This is a genomic window from Nostoc sp. (genome assembly GCF_036917935.1).
Classification (GTDB): Bacteria; Cyanobacteriota; Cyanobacteriia; order Cyanobacteriales; family Nostocaceae; genus Nostoc.
In genome coordinates this window covers 1-18,301 of sequence record NZ_JBALEL010000039.1, presented here as the reverse complement: position 1 = coordinate 18,301, position 18,301 = coordinate 1, and the positions used below count along the sequence as shown (strand labels likewise).

19 protein-coding genes are annotated in these 18,301 nt (G+C 41.2%); 12 read left to right on the top strand and 7 right to left on the bottom strand.

The annotated features are described in order from the left end of the window. Positions 1-36 precede the first annotated feature (36 nt). Entirely contained in the window at positions 37-1,278 is a 1,242-nt protein-coding gene (locus V7K62_RS17440) for a phosphotransferase family protein (RefSeq protein ID WP_334866095.1), read from the top strand. Between the two features lie 154 nt (positions 1,279-1,432). Beyond that, a complete protein-coding gene (locus tag V7K62_RS17435; protein WP_334866093.1) occupies positions 1,433-2,521 on the top strand; it encodes a T3SS effector HopA1 family protein in 1,089 nt (362 codons plus the stop codon). Positions 2,522-2,744: 223 nt separating this feature from the next. Here the strand turns inward: V7K62_RS17435 and xth are convergent, their stop codons facing one another. Further along, positions 2,745-3,527 (bottom strand): exodeoxyribonuclease III, encoded by a 783-nt coding sequence (xth, locus tag V7K62_RS17430; RefSeq protein WP_334866091.1) that lies wholly within the window; start codon positions 3,525-3,527, stop codon positions 2,745-2,747. 457 nt (positions 3,528-3,984) lie between these two features. Here xth and V7K62_RS17425 point away from each other — a divergent pair, with 457 nt between their 5' ends. The 5 genes from V7K62_RS17425 (at position 3,985) to V7K62_RS17405 (ending at position 7,184) form a co-directional block, all read left to right on the top strand. After that, complete coding sequence (locus V7K62_RS17425; protein WP_334866089.1) at positions 3,985-5,055, top strand: glycosyltransferase family 4 protein; 1,071 nt, start codon at positions 3,985-3,987, stop codon at positions 5,053-5,055. Positions 5,056-5,111: 56 nt separating this feature from the next. Further along, positions 5,112-5,297, top strand: coding sequence for a hypothetical protein (locus V7K62_RS17420; protein ID WP_118166720.1), 186 nt, complete (start codon positions 5,112-5,114; stop codon positions 5,295-5,297). A 107-nt stretch (positions 5,298-5,404) separates the two neighbouring features. Beyond that, positions 5,405-6,427: a zinc-dependent alcohol dehydrogenase gene (locus V7K62_RS17415; RefSeq protein ID WP_334866395.1), complete on the top strand. Its 1,023-nt coding sequence runs from the start codon at positions 5,405-5,407 to the stop codon at positions 6,425-6,427. A gap of 60 nt (positions 6,428-6,487) precedes the next feature. Next, the gene (locus tag V7K62_RS17410; RefSeq protein WP_334866086.1) at positions 6,488-6,748 is read left to right on the top strand and encodes a hypothetical protein; all 261 of its coding nucleotides are present in this window, start codon (positions 6,488-6,490) and stop codon (positions 6,746-6,748) included. Next, the gene (locus V7K62_RS17405) at positions 6,738-7,184 is read left to right on the top strand and encodes an HNH endonuclease (RefSeq protein ID WP_334866085.1); all 447 of its coding nucleotides are present in this window, start codon (positions 6,738-6,740) and stop codon (positions 7,182-7,184) included. The genes V7K62_RS17410 and V7K62_RS17405 overlap by 11 nt, the downstream gene beginning before the upstream one ends. A gap of 261 nt (positions 7,185-7,445) precedes the next feature. Here V7K62_RS17405 and V7K62_RS17400 read toward each other — a convergent pair whose 3' ends face one another. The 3 genes from V7K62_RS17400 to V7K62_RS17390 form a co-directional block, all read right to left on the bottom strand. Further along, a complete protein-coding gene (locus tag V7K62_RS17400; RefSeq protein ID WP_334866083.1) occupies positions 7,446-7,715 on the bottom strand; it encodes a hypothetical protein in 270 nt (89 codons plus the stop codon). A gap of 426 nt (positions 7,716-8,141) precedes the next feature. Further along, complete coding sequence (locus V7K62_RS17395) at positions 8,142-8,297, bottom strand: type II toxin-antitoxin system RelE/ParE family toxin (protein WP_334866081.1); 156 nt, start codon at positions 8,295-8,297, stop codon at positions 8,142-8,144. 2 nt (positions 8,298-8,299) lie between these two features. Continuing rightward, positions 8,300-8,560 (bottom strand): ribbon-helix-helix domain-containing protein, encoded by a 261-nt coding sequence (locus tag V7K62_RS17390; RefSeq protein ID WP_334866079.1) that lies wholly within the window; start codon positions 8,558-8,560, stop codon positions 8,300-8,302. 159 nt (positions 8,561-8,719) lie between these two features. Between V7K62_RS17390 and V7K62_RS17385 the strand changes: the two genes are divergently transcribed. Further along, positions 8,720-9,331 (top strand): hypothetical protein, encoded by a 612-nt coding sequence (locus V7K62_RS17385; protein ID WP_334866077.1) that lies wholly within the window; start codon positions 8,720-8,722, stop codon positions 9,329-9,331. Positions 9,332-9,410: 79 nt separating this feature from the next. Here the strand turns inward: V7K62_RS17385 and V7K62_RS17380 are convergent, their stop codons facing one another. Next, positions 9,411-9,779 carry a Dethiobiotin synthetase gene (locus tag V7K62_RS17380; RefSeq protein ID WP_334866075.1) on the bottom strand — a complete coding sequence of 123 codons (369 nt, stop codon included), beginning with the start codon at positions 9,777-9,779 and terminating at the stop codon, positions 9,411-9,413. A gap of 209 nt (positions 9,780-9,988) precedes the next feature. Here V7K62_RS17380 and V7K62_RS17375 point away from each other — a divergent pair, with 209 nt between their 5' ends. The 3 genes from V7K62_RS17375 (at position 9,989) to glmS (ending at position 13,228) form a co-directional block, all read left to right on the top strand. Continuing rightward, positions 9,989-10,225, top strand: coding sequence for a hypothetical protein (locus V7K62_RS17375; protein WP_334866073.1), 237 nt, complete (start codon positions 9,989-9,991; stop codon positions 10,223-10,225). A gap of 523 nt (positions 10,226-10,748) precedes the next feature. After that, positions 10,749-10,994, top strand: a complete 246-nt coding sequence (gene psaC, locus V7K62_RS17370) for a photosystem I iron-sulfur center protein PsaC (protein WP_015175986.1) — start codon at positions 10,749-10,751, stop codon at positions 10,992-10,994. A 344-nt stretch (positions 10,995-11,338) separates the two neighbouring features. Then, positions 11,339-13,228 (top strand): glutamine--fructose-6-phosphate transaminase (isomerizing), encoded by a 1,890-nt coding sequence (glmS, locus tag V7K62_RS17365; protein WP_334866071.1) that lies wholly within the window; start codon positions 11,339-11,341, stop codon positions 13,226-13,228. A 151-nt stretch (positions 13,229-13,379) separates the two neighbouring features. Here the strand turns inward: glmS and V7K62_RS17360 are convergent, their stop codons facing one another. Continuing rightward, positions 13,380-14,696 (bottom strand): hypothetical protein, encoded by a 1,317-nt coding sequence (locus V7K62_RS17360; protein WP_334866069.1) that lies wholly within the window; start codon positions 14,694-14,696, stop codon positions 13,380-13,382. 13 nt (positions 14,697-14,709) lie between these two features. Then, positions 14,710-15,180 (bottom strand): hypothetical protein, encoded by a 471-nt coding sequence (locus V7K62_RS17355; RefSeq protein ID WP_334866067.1) that lies wholly within the window; start codon positions 15,178-15,180, stop codon positions 14,710-14,712. A gap of 293 nt (positions 15,181-15,473) precedes the next feature. Here V7K62_RS17355 and V7K62_RS17350 point away from each other — a divergent pair. Beyond that, a partial coding sequence (locus V7K62_RS17350) for an nSTAND1 domain-containing NTPase (protein WP_334866065.1) occupies positions 15,474-18,301 on the top strand: 2,828 nt, incomplete at its 3' end.

The window sequence follows — 18,301 nt, the reverse complement described above, 5'->3', positions numbered from 1 at the left end:
TAAATTTAAGTAATTTAACGAAGTAGGAAATAATACATGGTATTATCACTGTCTTCTCATAACGTTAGCCAGTATCTGCAAGACGCGGGTCTGTGTAGCTCAGAAGATGGCGTATCAGACAAATCTGAGTTGCCAGGAAGTAGTAAGAACAATTTCAATTTACTAGTGACTTTAGCAGATAATCGTAAACTGCTCCTTAAACAAGAACGTCACGTTAACAACAATGACGCCGCGCCTCATGAATTGTTTCAGGAGTGGCTCTTTCACCAGTTGCTCCAACAGTTTCCAGTTCTAGGTAATACTTCAGCTATCGCACCATTAGTTGTGCATTTTGACGAAGAAAATTCGATTCTCGTCCGTAATTACTTGAGTGAATATCTGGAACTTGCGACATTATACCACAACAATGAGATTTTTCCCCAAGAAATTGCCTCTGCGATCGGCACGACTTTAGCGGGATTGCATCGCGCCACCTACAACCGCCGAGAATATCGGGATTTTATGGCAACTGCTCCGCAAGGAGAGTTTCGCTATGGCTTTTACAATCCGGCGCAAGGTGTAGGGTCAATTGGGCCGGAGATTTTTGGGAGTGTTCCCACGGATGCACTGAAATTCTATCTTCTCTATCAACAGTACGAGAGTTTGGAATCTGCGATCGCAGATTTGGCATCTAGCTGGAATCCTTGCTGCTTGACTCACAATAACCTGAAATTGAACAACATTTTGGTTCATTCCAGGTGGGAGCAACTAGACAATTGTCTAGTACGACTAATTGACTGGGAAGCTTGTTCCTGGGGAGACCCAGCCTTTGATTTAGGAACGTTACTAGCAAGCTACTTAGGAATTTGGCTCAAAAGCCTCGTTGTAGACCCCACCATTGAGTTAGAAGAATCTCTACATTTGGCGTTGACACCGTTAGAGATTTTACAACCTTCAATTATTGGCTTAATTAGGGCTTATATAAATGCTTTCCCGATGATTTTGTCATACCGCAGTGACTTTATTTCGCGCGTTATCCAGTTTGCGGGGCTGGCACTAATTCATCAAATTCAGGATATGATTACGTGCCATAAATACTTTAATAATGCTGATATCTGTATGCTCCAAGTAGCTAAAAGTTTGCTGACAATGCCGGAGCAAGCTGTATTGACCATTTTCGGGATATCAGAGTCAGAAATCCTAAATCCTGTGGCAAAAATCCATAAATTTCCTCAGCCTGTAAAGGAGCCGCAGTTACTTCGCATTTATTACGAAAAAACTCGGCTGCGTGGTTGTTAATAGCAGGAAGCAGAACCATTTAAAAGCCATATTGAAAATTTAATTAGACTTTGGGAATTGTTCTGCGTCTTCTCTTATCAGAAATCTCCGAGTATTTTTGCCCCAGAGTGGCTTGATAATTTTTGATTTTAAAGTTTAAGTTCTGAATGGATTAATGCTAAATTCCTCTATCAATCAACCGCTAACTTCTCTATTTGATATTGCTAAGAATATCCAGATTGAGGCCAATTTTTGTATTTATCATCCCAAGTATCAACCCTTTGCTCTGCCGACTAAAATAGCCGACAGATTTCAGCAAAATTCCGTAGATTTACAACAGAAGTATCTGACTCTCCTGCTGCGAAATTTTCTCTATGGAATCTATTACAATGGCTCCCTGCAAAGTACTTTGGCAGTCAATACTGATAGTACTAATCATCCGCCAAAGCATAATTTAGCAGATAATTCCATTTTGGAGATTGATTGGGAATTTTACGAGCAACTGCACACCAGTAATCACGGCATAGGTTACTTTGACCCTCGATGGCAGGTGTTGCGAAAAGAACCTGATGGGACTATGGCGGTGACTAAAGGCAGTTTAACACTTTATGTTGAGCCAGACTGCCATCTAGAATCCAGTAAAAAATCTACCAAAGTGGGTGACATGGTAGCAATCTGGATGCCCAAAAATCGACTGCAAAATGGCTGTTACTTAGCAGTTAGCAATGTTGGACAGGAACGGCAAAGTAACCCAGACGCCGATTTAGGAGCAGGGCGAATCTACTTTAATTTTACGGCATCAGGTGCGATCGCTCTCATGGAAAGCTTGACACTGCAACTAAATGCAGCCTCCATTCCCTTTAGTTTTCAGGTTCTCCACAACCCTTCTGCATACGGACGCTATGATTCGGGGCTACTTTACTTTGAACTCCCCGACTATCCAGCAATCCGCACCATCCTTCAGACTGTTTATATCGAAAATCAATCCCATTTTCAGCCCAAAATTCCCTTGTTTACCAAATTTTTAGCCCCAGGATTAGGTTTAGCTGAGGAACCAACCCAAAAATTTGCAGCACAAGAAAGTTTTGGGATGAACCGTTGCCAAATTGTTGCTAATGCTTTATTAGAAGCTTGGCAAAAAGGTAAGAATGCGATGGAGGAACGGATGAGGACGATTGACCAACACTTTGCGCGGCATCTAATAGATTTACAGCGTCCTTATCTGAACCCTAGTTCTGAGGATATATATAAACCGTTAAATTGATGGGGAGTAGGGAAGTAGGGACTGGGGATTGGGGACTAGAAGACCGATTCAGTATTCAGGGTTATGACGAAAAATTTGGATTTTAGGCGCAAGAAGGGAATTGTGCTTGAAATGACCTAAAAATCTGGTTGTCCAGTCTCGCGTTTTATTACTGAATTGGTGTTCTAGGGACTAGGGAGAATAATAATGCCCAATCCCCAGTCTCCAGTCCCCAATCCCCAATTTAAAATTCCACAATTACCGGCACATGGTCGCTGGGTTGCGTTAATTTTCTAGGTGCGACATCGATGATACAACTTTTAGCACGATCATATAGTACGGGTGTCAAATAGTGATGGTCAATCCGCCAACCTAAGTTGCGCCGGAAGGCGGCAGAGCGATAATCCCACCAGCTAAAATTTCCGCCTTCTGTGGTGAATTTGCGAAAAGCATCGGCAAATCCCAGTGTCAGAATAGCTCGTAAGGCTTGGCGCTCTGATTCTGTGGCCATAATGTGATTTTCTGTACTCACTTGCTCGTGAATATCCTTGTCTTCCAGGGCGATGTTGAAGTCGCCGCACACACAAATTGCAGATTCCGACAGCACGAGCAATCGCAAATACTCGTGTAGGGCTGTTAACCAGCGCAGTTTGTATTCGTATTTTTCAGTTCCTACCGCTGCACCATTAGGAACATATAAGTTAACAATCCGAACACTACCAATTACACCTGTAATCACCCGCTTTTGCTCATCCCATTCGTGGTGTAAATCTGGCAAAATCGCCCGAAAGCCGCTACTTACGTCTATCAGTGGCTGGCGGCTAATCAGGGCTACGCCGTTATAAGATTTTTGTCCTGATATATAAAGGTTATAGCCTAACTGCTCAAAAGGCGATCGCGGAAATTCAGCTTCCACAACTTTGGTTTCTTGCAAGCAGAGAACATCAACAGGATTCAGGGTTAACCAATCGATAACCTGTTCAAGGCGAGTGCGAATTGAGTTGACGTTCCAAGTAGCGATTTTCATTAGTTAATTATCAGAGTTTTTGTAAATTACTAATTACAAATTATGTAATTATTGTACAATTAGTTAATATTTATAATTTATGTTCACTTTCCCAATTACGTTTAAATGAAGCTTTAATGACTTGATCCTATTGAGTATTTTAGTATTGTCAGCTACCAAATATGCAATTTTGTAAGTTCTGCTACAAAATATTCTACCTCATTATGATCCCCAAGACAGATGCAACAAATAATAGATTAGCTATACGGTTAGAAGTGTAGCTCAGAGTTGACTTTTGCCGATAGTGCGTTAGATTTGTCGGTAGAAAATTTCCGGTACGGTTAACCTTTATTGCGCTTTTGGTAGCCTGTTAGGTTAATTTAAATGTCAAAAGAGTAAGTACAAATGCTCTTTACTCATAAAATAATGATGTAGCTCATTATTGAGGACAATTTCATCGACTGAACCAAAAAAACTTATGAAAATCGCTCAAGTTGCCCCCTTATGGGAAAGGGTTCCACCTCCAAATTATGGAGGAATAGAATTGGTAGTGAGTCGATTGACTGATGAACTTGTTCGTCGCGGTCATCAGGTAACTTTATTTGCCTCTGGTGATTCTGAAACTTTGGCTCATTTAGAAGCAGTTTATCCACGTGCATTGCGCTTAGACCCAAATGTGAAAGAGTATGCAGTGTACGAAATGCTAGAACTAAGCCAAGTTTACCAACATGCTGACCAATTCGACATTATCCATTCTCATGTAGGGATTTCGGCATTACCTTTAGCGAGTTTGATAACAGCAACTTCTACAGTTCACACCCTGCACAATAATTTTACAACTGACAACCAGCACGCATTTAGCTACTACCAAAAGCAACCATACATCAGCATTAGTAACTCGCAGCGTCAAATCGATCTTAATTATATTGGCACGGTTTATAACGGAATTGAGCTAGCAGATTACCCATTCGTAGCCCAACCGTCAGAACCTCCATATTTGGCATTTTTAGGTCGTTTTTCGCCAGAGAAAGGCCCCCAACATGCGATCGCCATTGCTAAACAGAGTGGTTGGCGCTTGAAGATGGCAGGAAAAGTTGATGCAATAAACTCAGAGTTTTTTGAACAAGAGATTGCTCCCCACATTGATGGTCAGCAAATCGAATATCTCGGCGAAATTAACCACGCCGAAAAAACTGAACTTCTGGGCAATGCTGCCATAACTCTTTTCCCCATTAACTGGCAAGAACCTTTTGGCTTAGTAATGATTGAATCGATGGCAACCGGTACACCAGTGATTGCCATGAATTTAGGCTCTGTACCTGAAGTTATTGCCCACGCTAGAACAGGTTTTATCTGCAATAGCTACGCAGAAATGGCAGCAATGATTCCACCAGCTTTGGAACTCAATCGTCAAGCCTGTCGAAAATATGTAGAAAACAAGTTTAGCGTTAGCCAAATGGTTAACGGATATGAAGCTGTTTACAGACAAATTATTAAAGACCGCATAGAATCGAATGGCCGCATTCATGCAGCTAAGATTCAGTTTTAATCAACTGTTTTTTTTATTGAGTTTAAAACAACAATTTTTTTAAGGAGAATATTGGTATGAGTACGAGAGCCAACACCTGCCCATGCTGCGGTGGTTCCCTCCTGCGTCATGCCCGTCATGGTGAACTATATTGGTTTTGCCTGTCGTGCCGACAAGAAGTGCCACTGTTAACTGCAACTCGCCTGCCTAATGTGGAAACGCGGAACACCGGAGTTGTACCACAGCCAGCGGTGAATAGCTAGTTTTTCAACAGATAAAACTTACTAAAAATCAATAGTGATTTAATTTAGACCTATCAACTAACTTCAACTGGTAAAATCGGATGGAGTTAATTGATAGGTTTAAATTTTTGTTAGCAGCGTTACTTTATGGTCAAGAAGATTTACGCCTAGAGGAAGTTACTGACCCCACTCCGGCGGCTGGCGAAATTGTGATCCAGGTGGGGGCAGCAACAACTTGTGGTACAGATTTGAAAGTCTGGCGGCGCGGTGGTCATGCCAAAATGCTGATACCGCCGACGCTGTTTGGTCATGAAGGTGCTGGGCGAATTGTTGCTTTAGGTGCAGGGGTGACAAATTGGCAAGTAGGCGATCGCATTATCGCTAATAATTCTGCACCATGCATGAAGTGCTTTTTTTGTCAACACCAAGAATATTCATTATGTCCAAATTTGACCTGGAATAATGGTACCTTTGCCCAATACCTGAAAATTCCCGCCCCGATAGTAGAGCATAATTTGTTGCAAATTCCCGATGAGTTGCCGTGGGAATTGGCAGCGATGACGGAACCTTTAGCTTGTGTGTTGCATGGTGTAGCGCGTTCTAATATTAAGTTCAAAGATCAAGTAGTCGTCTTGGGAGATGGGGCGATCGGGCTAATGTTTGTGGCAGCATTGAGTGAGAAAGCTGAAGTTTTGCTGTGGGGAGGTAATAACCACAGACTAGAAATTGGTCAGAAATTGGGTGCAGCCCAGACCTTTAATTATCATCAGATCCCGGATATTCCCAGTGTGGTGAAAGAACTTACCCAAGGATGGGGTGCAGATGTCGTAATTGAAGCCACTGGTGTACCAAGTGTTTGGGAAACTGCGATCGCTTGTGCCCGTCCGGGTGCAACAGTCAACTTATTCGGTGGATGTCCACGCGATACCAGTATTACTGTGAATACAGAACAGCTACACTATAGCGAGCTTACCATCAAAGGCGTGTTTCATAATACACCAGAGTATGTGCGAGCGGCGTTATCAATGATAGCTAGTCGCAAAATTCCCTTTGAGTTACTTATTAGTGAACAGCGACCATTAAAAGATTTAGAACAGGTGTTTTCTGAAATGAAGGCGCGTAAAGTAATTAAGGTGGCGATGATTCCTTAATTTTTTGGCAGCCAATTCACAGCGTACACTACAATGACTAGATATAGAGGCTAAAGTACTATGACTCCTCAAGTCATTACCCCAGTATTAATGATTCAACCCTCGTCATGGCTCCGCTCTGGCATCACCATCGAGAAAGTTGATAATGTTAACCTTGCTAAGTTCACAGATGAGTTACATACTCGTCTAGAAGAATTGCTTGAGAAGCGAAAAGCTGGATTGCTGACTCCTGAAGAAGAAGCCGAATATGCTGGAATTGCTGAACTAGAGCGCATCCTAACTTTTGTTAACGCTAAACTGATTGCCAGTCGTGGGTGTTAAAGATGGCACTCGGCAGTTTGTGCGCGAAAGAGCTAAATATCTGTGTGAATATTGCCACTCTCCAGAACGCTCCAGTTCAGATCGCTTCACAATCGATCATCTTGTTCCACAATCATTAGGCGGCTCAGATACAGATGACAACTTAGCTCTAGCTTGTCGTCGCTGTAATGAGCGTCGTTACAACTTCACAACTGGCGTTGATGTTCAAACTCAGCAAGAAGTTGCCCTATTCAATCCTCGTCAGCAACGGTGGGTAGATCACTTCATCTGGACACGCGATGGACTAAAGATCATTGGCAAAAGTGCTACAGGTCGAGCAACTTGTCATCGACTAGATATCAATGATGAATTTCACAACCAAGGATTTATCCAAGAATCTAGGCAGTTATGGATACAAGGAGGGTGGCACCCACCTGTAGACGATCCTCGTCTTTGATGCTTGAACTTACAAACTAGCCGGTAAGCGTAGAGCTACGTCACTTTGGTGCTGAGATATAAGCGATTCGTGCGGTTTTAACCGCATTCAGAATTAATTTTTGGTACGAGGCCTAGTATAATTGCGTTATACCACAGGTAGAATAACCGCGCTTCTCAAATGGATAACCAACCCCAAAACGACTGGCTAGGAAAAAATAATTGTTTTGTGGGTAGCGAAAACACTCGCGTTTTTGTTTACAATTGTTTCAGATTCTTTATGTCATAATTCATCTGCAAGAAAGTAAGTAATAAAAATTCCAATATAATTAATACAATCAATAAATTTGTTACATAAAATAGTAGTGATTAAGTCTGTATTATTAATACTCTGTATACTGCTCATAACATCTATCAAAGCGTGTTTAAGAGTTTCTGTTAACTGCTTTTTAATCTCTGGTTTACCAGTTTGACCTGCATAATTATAAGTACACATCTGTCTGCCACGAATATCAAATGGCAGTTCTTCAACTTGACCTTGAGAAGTGTTCACAACACAAATTATTTTCTCCCAACCAAGAGTACTAGCTGCAAAACCTAATTCAATTAATACATTAGGATTAGATGTTAATCTTTTGGATTTTGGGGCTAATAAGCGAGTTATTTTTCGATTCTAGACGAAGGATTTATTATGGTAGTATCGCATACAAATATATGACTATTTGATATTTTATTAAAAATAGATGCAGCAATATCTGGAGATCCAGAGAGGCTGTCTGTGGCAGTATCTATACGCATCTCAAGTTTGATCTCTTCGCTGCCTTTGTTAAGTGATTTTATAGCCTTCTCTAGAGCATCTTTGATTAAATTTCGATTTGTATACAAGGGTGAATCTGACTGCCAGGAATAAAATATATTAATCATATTACAAATTCAAATTGTTCTACCTGCTTGTCCAATAGATTCACGATATTGGTTATTATCGTTCTAGCTTGGGAAAGCTAACAAGTTGTTGACATTTTTGATTAAACGCATATAAAAGTCGCTCACCAGCCTCAACATTTTCTACCGCGAAATAATCTGCGATCGCTTGTAAATCACGAGAAGCAGGGAGCGAGATAATGTACCGATTCATTCCTAAGCCTCTTTTGCTTGCTTCAATTGTGTTAAAAGCTGATTCACAAAAGTTTCACCATCAATTCCTTCTCCTCTTTCAAGTGATGCTATCCCTTCATCAATCTTGGTGCGAGTTTCTTCAAGCCATCCTTGGTAAGAAAGAGTCTCTTCTGCTAAAAGGCGTAATGCAGTTTGAATTACTTGATCAACACGGTTAAATCTACCTGTTGCTAGTAAAACTTGAATTATTTGTTGTTGCTTTGGGCTGAACGTAATGCTCATAACGATTCCATTCCTTGGCTTTTTCTATGATAGAGCGTTGATAAGTAAGATCCCTGATGTCTTAAGTTGGGTTGACGCTTGAAATAATCTTGCTGAAAAACGGGAAGACTATGATTACTCCCTAATGGGGAAATTTCCATAAAAGTCCTGAACAGCAAAATGCTCAAAAAATCTCTGCTTAACTGTTTAATTTTGCCTTTATCCCTAGTGCCCTGGCTGTGCGTGGGAACGCTTTTTGATTCCCAAGCCAATGCTTTACCAGGGCAAAGTACAGAGGAAGTAGGCACCTGGATTCAAGCACATCCCACACTCCGCCCCAGAAGTGGGGAAAAATTATTTGTGCAAAAGACTGATACTGCTGCCCAACGATTCACTTTTCAAGCGTCGGTATTGCCTCCCGGTAGAGTGGAGTTTTCCAAAGACCGAGGCAGAATTCGGACTGAACGTATTGCTATGTATGATGCTATTAACGGCATGACATTTGCGCGTCTCCAAGAATCCTTGCGGGTGATTTATGGCTTGGAGATTTATCAAGACTACGATCGCGCCCAAGTCGTGTATCAATATCCCAACCAGAGCGTAATTAACTCGGCGCGTCTTGCCAAAACTCCCATTCGGGAAGCTTTAAAGGGAGAATTACGAGTAGGCGATCGCTATGTATATTGGGTGGAAATTGCCCAACCCAAGACTGGCAAAGCTTTTACCGGTCAAATGACGGTTTTGCTCAAAACTGACCTAGACAAGTTAGAAAGTGAACTGAAAATTCGTTAATGGGCATTGGGCATTGGGCATTGGTTATTTTCCTCTGTTCCCTCATCCCTTCTCATTTAAAGATTACTGAATCCGTATTCTACAACTTCCCCAACTCCATCTGAGCTAGGGTTTGCCATGTACCCGAAAAGATACTTTCAGATGCTAAGGAAATTCGTAGCAAATCTTCTTTCAGTAGTGGCGGCCAATCAACCCCGGCTTTACGCCCTGCGCTAAATAGCTGTTGCGCCTTAATGCTTAACTGATAAAGGGCTAAAGCCAGTTCTCGGTCTAGGCTCTTTGCATCTTTGAGGGCTTCAAACACCACTTTCAATGCTAATAAAATCGAAGTGATCTGACCGGGTACCGGCGGTTTCCCCTGTTTCATACGCGTTAACAGCGCATCTGGGTTTTCCTCGGTTGTGATTGTCTGATCTATGAGGAGTTTCCTAGCTGTTTCGTAATTCATGTAGCCAGTTTAGCGTACATTTTGCTTCAGCAGGAATACCTAATTAAAAAGTCATAAAACTGGCTTTTGATTATTTATAGCAATCTCTGATAATTTGTGAAATGATAGGCGTGGGGAAAATGATGGGGAATTAGCGATGCTCTAGGTTAACCAGATAGACTGAATATAATATCTTTGAAAAATACACCTTACTGAGAATCAGAAGCAAAATGATATCACCGAATTTACTAGAAATTGAGCGCTCCGTCCGTGCCTTGTCTGTAGAAGAACAACTTTGGCTGTTAGAGAGTATTGCTCGACAAATCCGAGAAAGTGAGTATATAAAAGATAAATTGGCTGATGATAAAAATCTAGAAGAACAACTGGAAGTAAGGGCTACTGAGCCAAATATTCAAACAGAAATTACTGCTATAAACGATGAGTTTGCGATTTCTGAAATACTCTGAGATGTAAGAGTAAAAATTATGAGATTGCCTAACTTAAAAAGTCAAATATAGAAGTTATTGGTGAGCGATCGCTAAGAAAATTGCTGACTGCGATCGCAGTCTCTAAATTAATCATTTACATAGCAAAAGCAGTGCTAATCAGTAATTGCAACATTTTTTTATGTCACCAAGATAGCCAAGTATTTTCTGTTTACACGGGGAAGTGGCGATCGCAAAATCAGATTATTACCCAAAATACCCATAGTTAAAATTAGGAGATTTCCCGATTCTCTTTTAATTTTGTTTCATCTATCTTTACGATTTAACCCTGTTATGGTATACCACTGTGGTAAATACGCTCTGATGATGTTGCTGATTAATCAGTCAATAGGGGCAATCTCGCAAAAACAAATATCTTGGGTGCTTATTACATTGTTTGAAGTTATGTAGCCTTTTGATTACGGCCTATCAACCACTGCGGTAGACTATGCGTTGATTATGATTCTTTCGCAGAGAAGAACACTCGAAAGGAGCCGTTTATTCAATGTCTCATTCCGTAAAAATCTACGATACCTGCATTGGCTGCACCCAATGCGTCCGCGCTTGCCCTACTGATGTACTTGAGATGGTTCCTTGGGATGGCTGTAAAGCTGCTCAAATTGCCTCCTCACCCCGTACAGAAGACTGCGTAGGCTGTAAGCGTTGCGAAACCGCTTGTCCCACCGACTTTTTGAGCATCCGGGTTTATCTGGGCGCTGAAACAACTCGCAGTATGGGTCTAGCTTACTAAAAAGCTGAGTGCTGAGACAGAAAGAAGTAAATCAGAAACACAATTTCTTGATTCTTCACTCAGCACTCGCAACTCGGCATTCAAGACTTTTTGAATGTCTCAATAGCAAGCACCTTTAGCAAGCATTTTGAGAGCGGATACAATCTCTGAGTATCTAAATCTTAGAAGCCGTATTTGTACCGTCAGGTCAAAAGCTGACGGGGAGTCCGCTGTCAAAACCCAAAATCCATAACAATACCTAGTGGTAGAGGGAGTAAATTACTCCCTTTTTTCTTTGCAAAACGTCCACTTTGTGCTAGATACTATACTGGATTTAATCATCCTGAAAAAAAGTGGCGTGAACAATGTGCGGAATTGTTGGATATATAGGCACTCAAGCGGCGACAGATATTTTACTGGCTGGGCTAGAAAAACTAGAGTACAGGGGCTATGATTCTGCTGGAATCGCCACTATTTGGGAAGGTGAGGTAAATTGTGTGCGGGCAAAGGGTAAACTCCATAACCTGCGTTCTAAACTAGAACAAATAGAAACCCCCGCTCAAATTGGTATTGGTCATACACGTTGGGCAACTCATGGTAAACCAGAAGAGTACAACGCCCATCCGCATTTGGATACAGCAAAGCGAGTGGCTGTGGTGCAAAATGGCATTATCGAAAACTACCGCGAGTTACGCGAGGAACTCAAAGCAAAAGGACACGAATTTCGTTCTGAAACCGATACCGAAGTCATTCCCCATCTGATAGCCGAATTTTTAAAGAATCTTCCTCCCTCATCTCCTTCATCTGCCTCATCTCCCTTCCTAGAGGCAATTCGCCAAGCCGTTAATCACTTACGTGGGGCGTTTGCGATCGCAGTTATTTCTGCTGACTACCCCGATGAATTGATTGTTGTTCGCCAACAAGCGCCTTTGGTAATTGGTTTTGGGCAAGGGGAGTTCTTTTGTGCATCTGACACACCTGCGATCGTTGCTTACACCCGTGCAGTGCTACCTTTGGAAAATGGCGAAATTGCCCGCCTCACACCTTTGGGCGTTGAGATTTACAATTTTGCTGGCGACAGGTTGAAAAAACAACCCCGGCTGCTCAACTTCAATCCGGCAATGGTTGAAAAGCAGGGATTCAAACACTTCATGCTCAAAGAAATCCATGAGCAACCAGGAGTAGTAAGAGCTAGTTTAGACGCTTACTTTAATCCAGGCGAATCTACCGAATCGCCAATCAATCTTGGTTTACCTGCCGATTTATACACTGATTTAGAACAAATTCAGATCGTCGCCTGTGGTACCAGTTGGCACGCAGCATTAATCGGAAAATATTTACTCGAACAACTAGCAGGAATTTCAACTCAAGTACATTACGCTTCTGAGTATCGTTATGCACCATCACCCGTGACGGCTAACACCTTGATCGTTGGCGTTACCCAATCAGGTGAAACAGCCGATACCCTAGCAGCTTTGACGATGGAAAAAGAACGTCGCCAAGGGAAAGAACCCAAATATCAAGCGCGACTACTGGGAATTACCAATCGTCCTGAAAGCAGCCTTGGTCATTTGGTACCGCATATTATTAGTACCCTAGCGGGAATTGAAATTGGGGTAGCAGCGACGAAAACTTTTACCGCTCAACTGATGGCGTTTTATGCTCTGGCATTGGATTTAGCAGCTCGTCGTCAGACAGTTTCAAAAGATACATTAGAGAAAATTATTAATGGGTTGCGGCAGATTCCCAAAGAAATTGAAGCAACTTTAGAAAGTCAAGAACGTTTAACCGAACAGCTAGCCCACGAATTCGCCGAAACCCAAGATTTCATTTTTATAGGAAGAGGAATTAACTTCCCCATTGCTTTAGAAGGGGCATTGAAATTAAAAGAAATCAGCTATATTCACGCCGAAGGGTATCCGGCGGGAGAAATGAAACACGGCCCGATCGCACTTTTAGATGCGAAAGTACCAGTAGTTGCGATCGCAATACCTGGTAGTGTTTACGAAAAAGTTATTTCTAATGCCCAAGAAGCCAAAGCCAGAGATTCTCGGTTAATTGGCGTGACTCCCGTCAACGATGGCGAAACTGCGGAAATCTTTAACGATCTTCTTCCCGTCTCTCATGTGGACGAGTTACTTTCTCCGATTCTCACAGTAGTTCCTTTGCAATTGTTCGCTTATCATATTGCCGCCCGTCGTGGTTTGGATGTCGATCAACCTCGTAACCTTGCTAAAAGTGTCACTGTAGAATAGTATAATTCTATACTTTTTATATGACTGTAGACAAATAAACAAGTTGTATAATAAATAAAAAAGTTATACAATCCTGTGGGTGCATAAGCAAGCATCTACAGGAATTTTTATGAAACCAACAGTAATCTAATATCGATAATATTACATCTTCTCACGATCGCCAGCGTTTTCTCAGCCACCAAACCATAAAACCAACAATAATTCCAAGTATTAGACTGCCACTTAAAGGATACTTGCAAAAGAAGTTAACTTGCTTAAAAATATCATCACAACCTTTTGCCGTCTCTCTTACCAGAGATACTGTTGCTATACCAGCACCTGCAACAGCTACAAGCTCTTGGAAGTTACGCTCTCGTTCAGATTTTTCGACTTCTACACGACTGCGAGTAGAGTTAATTGTATCTTCTAAAAGTTGCAAGCCAAGCTGCATATTTTCGATATCTTTGGTAATTTGTGGTAAGTATTTTTTGTTGGCTATGCCGCTAAATTTTTCTAAAAAATCTAGCTGATTATTTTGACCTGCTTTTTCTTTAATCAAAGCCAAGCGAAGTTGATAATTAGATAAATTAATTTCAATAATGTTTTTTTGAAAAGAGAGGTTGAGTAAGTCGATTGTATATTGCTGGAGAATGTTATCAATATTATTTAAAATTTTGCGAGAGGTGGTAATATTCTGCTTTTCTTGCCGAGAATTACTTTGATTGGTAATTTTTCTATTTTCTTCAATCTGTTTATAATGATTGAGCAGAGATTTTTTGACTAAACGACTTTGCCAATAAGCCCACGAAATCTTATTTCGATAACAAAATAACCCCATCCAATCTTTATAAAATTCCGCAGCTTGTTCTGCGCTCTCTCGATTAGTATAAATAGCAATAATCACATGATGCTCATGACTATTTAGAGCATTGGTTGCTTTCTCTAAGCTGTAATTTTTATTTTCTGAATGCCATATCTCAAAAATTTTACCGTCTAAAAAAGTACCTTCTTCTGGTTGCCAATAATTATCTTTAAATAAAGCATGGTAGCAATCTTTGGCAATATCCTCAGGATTTTGAGACGAGTTTTCTGGTAGCCAACCAGAAAGTAACCAGGTTTTTCCAATTGTTGCCAGTTCTTTATTTAGTTTTTGTTCGATTTCAGTTTTTAAGATTGCAAAAGACTTAGCTGGTTGAGTTTCAACTTGATTATTAATAGAACAATCAAGTTGTAAGCCATAAGTGTCATTTAATCTCACAGCATAATAGTATCCTTCTAAAGTTTTCTTCTGGGAAATAAAGTTAATTTGAGTAGGATAGGTAATCTCTAAATACTCGGTTTCAATGTCAGGATCGTGGAATTGAGTGTCAGAGGGCAATTGAGCTAAAAAAGCTGCTTGGTTTTTTTGTGTTTCTGCATCAGTTGTGTTTAAAGAAGTTTTTAAAGCATATAAAAACAAATCGAGTGTAGGATAGATTAAATTGCTCATCACAATGGAAAAACTAATTTGATGGATTGGATTGAGATAAAAGTTGTTTCCATTTCTCTAAAAATGTGGCTTGTTTAACTGTTTCTTCTGGTTTTTCAGAACTACCAACAATGACTACAACATTATTGAGTTGGCTTTCGTAGTCTGTAGCCTCATATTTTGGTTTAAAGCCTTTAGCTATTGGAGCCTTGTCACGAGAAACGAGTCTACTAATTTCAGTTTCAGTAGGAAGTAAATTATGAGGAATCTCTTCTATATTCTCTAATTGAGACTGATAAAATTGATAAGACTGATTTAATTCATAATTAGCAGCAATTATCTCTAACAAACGTTCTTTAATATGGACTTCCCAAGCTTTAGGTTGGGTTTCTAATTGCTTTGCAACGTCCTTTAAATTCTGTTTATGTTGTTCTCCGAGGGCGGTTTTTAAGTCTTGAAATGCTAAGAGAAAAGCGATGATAGTATTGTCAGGCTTTGTCTTCATAGGTTTTTATATCAAACTTAACTTACTACGACTATTATAAACATAATTCAAGTGAGATGATTACAGCAGATATTAGATATTCTGTTTTGATTTTTTATGTCTAGAAAGAATAATTTACATAATCAAACGTTGTTTATTATACATTTTTTTGCGTAAATTAATATAGCTGATTGCACGGTTTTCTAGTTATTTTCCGTAAAAACTAAAGAATGCTGTGAATTAGGTATTAAAGCTGTGGACAGATTTTGCCTACAGTTTAACAAAAAGTTCTAATGGTCAGTCAGGTAAGAAAAATGGCATCGGAATGGGCTGCTCAAGTTATTGGAATTAATTATTACCCAGAGTACACCACCCTAAAGCCGCTAACAGCAGCAGCAGAGGATGCAGAGAAAATTGCCCAACAATTAGAACAATACGGTTATAGACCTTTTCACGCTCAGTGTTTACCTAGAACTTTAAACCAGAAGGGAGAAAGTAAAATCGATCGCCAAGGGGCGGTAAAGGTGCAAGAATTGATAGAAGCGATCGCTAATCTTTTCAATCCTCCTCCTCCTAACCCCATCCCAGAAACAGCGTTATTCTTCTTTTCAGGACATGGGTGGTGCAAAACTGTGGCGGGTAAAGAAGAAGTATTTCTAGCTACCAGTGATGTCCTACCTGATGCAGAAATCTATGGTATTCCCTTAAGTTGGTTGGGAGAGCAGTTGCAAACAAGTCAGGCTAAACGAGTCGTTGTTTGGCTAGATTGCTGCTATAGCGGTGAATTGTTAAAATTTATTCCCACAGATAAAGACTACTGTTTTATTACTGCAACCCGTTCCTACGAAACTGGATTAGAAATTCCCCATACGCAGGGGTTGTTGACGGAGGCGTTACTTGCAGGATTGAATCCTGAAAATGACGCAGATGGGATCGTCAACAGCCACAACTTGGCAGATTTCATTATCAGAGGAATGTCGAATACAGTCCAGCGTCCGTTAATTGCCAATTCCACACGAGCAATTCTGCTGACAACTAAGTTTTCTCAAAAAAGCTTTCAGGATAAGTGTCCTTATCGTTCCCTGTCATATTTTACCGAAACAAAGGAAGATGCTGAGGTTTTTTATGGGCGGAGTGCGCTGACTCAGGAGTTGATTCAACAGGTAAGAGAGAAGCATCGCCTAATTGCCGTATTAGGTGCTTCCGGTAGTGGAAAATCATCTATGTTACGGGCTGGGTTACTCTACCAGCTAAAGTTAGGACAAGATATTCCAGGGAGCGATCGCTGGACTTATATTACTCCGTTTACGCCTAAAGAAACTCCTGTTAACAGTTTACAGGAGGCTTTTGCACTCTCCTTGCCTAATCTTTCGTTCACCCCCCTTAATCCCCCCTTGGAAAGGGGGGAAACCGGAAAATCTAACTCCCTCCCCTTTACAAGGGGAGGGTTGGGGAGGGGTAATCTTGCCCATGTCATCGCCGAGGGCTTAAAAGCATTAAACACACCAGTCATCTTGATTATCGACCAGTTTGAAGAATGCTTTACTATGTGCGATGACAGCCAGCGCCAAGAATTCTTTGACTGTTTGCAAGAATTAATTGACTGTACAGATAACCTCTATATTTTCATTGGGATGCGATCGGATTTTCGGGCGAGATGGCGAGAATATCCCAAATATGCCAGCAGAATCCATAAACCTTACATCAACGTCGAACACTTAACCCGTGAGGAAATTGAAGAAGCGATTACTAAACCGGCTGATTGGGTAGGATTAGGCATAGAGGGCAGGTTAAAACAGCAATTAATTAATGATGTTGAGGATTACCCCGGAAGTTTGCCCTTGCTGCAATATACCTTGACAGAATTGTGGCGTGAGTCGAAAAATCAAGGCGATGAGGTTCTCAGCCTGAAAACTTATCAGGATTTAGGCGGGGTGGAAGGAACACTACAAAAACGCGCTGATGCAGTTTATGAAAGTCTTTTACCAACAGAAAAAACTGTGGCGCGGCGGCTTTTTCTAGAATTGACGCAAATGGGAGAAACCACAGATGTACGGCGGCGCGTGCGTTTGGGCGAGTTGGTTAATTCCCATCATTCCTTGGAACTTTTGCAACAGGTGAGTGAGAAGTTAGCCGATAAAGATGCACGATTAATTACAAAGACGGATGAGCCAGATTCCCAGGATGTAATTTTAGATGTTGTCCACGAAGCCTTAATCCGCCACTGGCAAATGTTGCGGAATTGGAAAGAGGAATATAAGTTGGGAATAGCTATTGAGCGACAGATGGAAGCGGAAGCCCAAGAATGGGAGAGGAATGATAAAAAACCAGGGTTTCTTAGGAAAGATGACAGATTAGCAGTAGCAGAAGCATATTTAACTAGATTTGGTGATTGGCAAATGCTGAATGGGGTAGCCGAGGAGTACATTCAGGAGAGTCAAAAACTGCGAAATCGCCTTGAGCGAGAGGAGAAAGAACGCCAAGAAGAAAAGCTGAAAGCAGCACGGCGGCAAAATCGAATTGTTATCTTGTTTAGTATGGGGTTAGCTGGAGTAGCTATTTTTGCCGGTTCTCAATGGTATGATGTCCAAAACAAAACCAAGCAAGTAACAAACAAAGCTAAGGAAGCAACAGAACAAAGTGCGATCGCTCTGGCGCAAAGTTCTGAAGCTTCGCTACTATCTAACAGGCAAATTGAGGCTTTAATTGCAGCTACACAGTCAAACAGACAATTTTCAGATAGAACACCTAGGGAAGATGTCAATTTAGAACAAAGAGCCAAACAGCAAGCTGTAGTCGCACTAAGGCAAGCAATTTACAATATGCAAGAGCAAAATTGCTTGGAAGGGCATAGCAATTATGTCTATAGCGTAGCATTCAGCCCCGATGGCAAGACCATCGCCTCTGCTAGTGGTGACAATACCGTGAAACTCTGGAATGCGGCTACAGGGAAGGAAATTACTACCCTCAACGGGCATAGCAATTATGTCTATAGCGTAGCATTCAGCCCCGATGGCAAGACCATCGCCTCTGCTAGTGGTGACAATACCGTGAAACTCTGGAATGCGGCTACAGGGAAGGAAATTACTACCCTCAACGGGCATAGCAATTATGTCTATAGCGTAGCATTCAGCCCCGATGG

Coding starts and splice junctions, on each gene's coding strand:
- V7K62_RS17440 (WP_334866095.1), top strand. CDS start 37: ATGGTATTATCACTGTCTTCTCATAACGTTAGCCAGTATCTGCAAGAC.
- V7K62_RS17435 (WP_334866093.1), top strand. CDS start 1,433: ATGCTAAATTCCTCTATCAATCAACCGCTAACTTCTCTATTTGATATT.
- xth (WP_334866091.1), bottom strand. CDS start 3,527: ATGAAAATCGCTACTTGGAACGTCAACTCAATTCGCACTCGCCTTGAA.
- V7K62_RS17425 (WP_334866089.1), top strand. CDS start 3,985: ATGAAAATCGCTCAAGTTGCCCCCTTATGGGAAAGGGTTCCACCTCCA.
- V7K62_RS17420 (WP_118166720.1), top strand. CDS start 5,112: ATGAGTACGAGAGCCAACACCTGCCCATGCTGCGGTGGTTCCCTCCTG.
- V7K62_RS17410 (WP_334866086.1), top strand. CDS start 6,488: ATGACTCCTCAAGTCATTACCCCAGTATTAATGATTCAACCCTCGTCA.
- V7K62_RS17395 (WP_334866081.1), bottom strand. CDS start 8,297: ATGAATCGGTACATTATCTCGCTCCCTGCTTCTCGTGATTTACAAGCG.
- V7K62_RS17390 (WP_334866079.1), bottom strand. CDS start 8,560: ATGAGCATTACGTTCAGCCCAAAGCAACAACAAATAATTCAAGTTTTA.
- V7K62_RS17385 (WP_334866077.1), top strand. CDS start 8,720: ATGCTCAAAAAATCTCTGCTTAACTGTTTAATTTTGCCTTTATCCCTA.
- V7K62_RS17380 (WP_334866075.1), bottom strand. CDS start 9,779: ATGAATTACGAAACAGCTAGGAAACTCCTCATAGATCAGACAATCACA.
- V7K62_RS17375 (WP_334866073.1), top strand. CDS start 9,989: ATGATATCACCGAATTTACTAGAAATTGAGCGCTCCGTCCGTGCCTTG.
- psaC (WP_015175986.1), top strand. CDS start 10,749: ATGTCTCATTCCGTAAAAATCTACGATACCTGCATTGGCTGCACCCAA.
- glmS (WP_334866071.1), top strand. CDS start 11,339: ATGTGCGGAATTGTTGGATATATAGGCACTCAAGCGGCGACAGATATT.
- V7K62_RS17360 (WP_334866069.1), bottom strand. CDS start 14,696: ATGAGCAATTTAATCTATCCTACACTCGATTTGTTTTTATATGCTTTA.
- V7K62_RS17355 (WP_334866067.1), bottom strand. CDS start 15,180: ATGAAGACAAAGCCTGACAATACTATCATCGCTTTTCTCTTAGCATTT.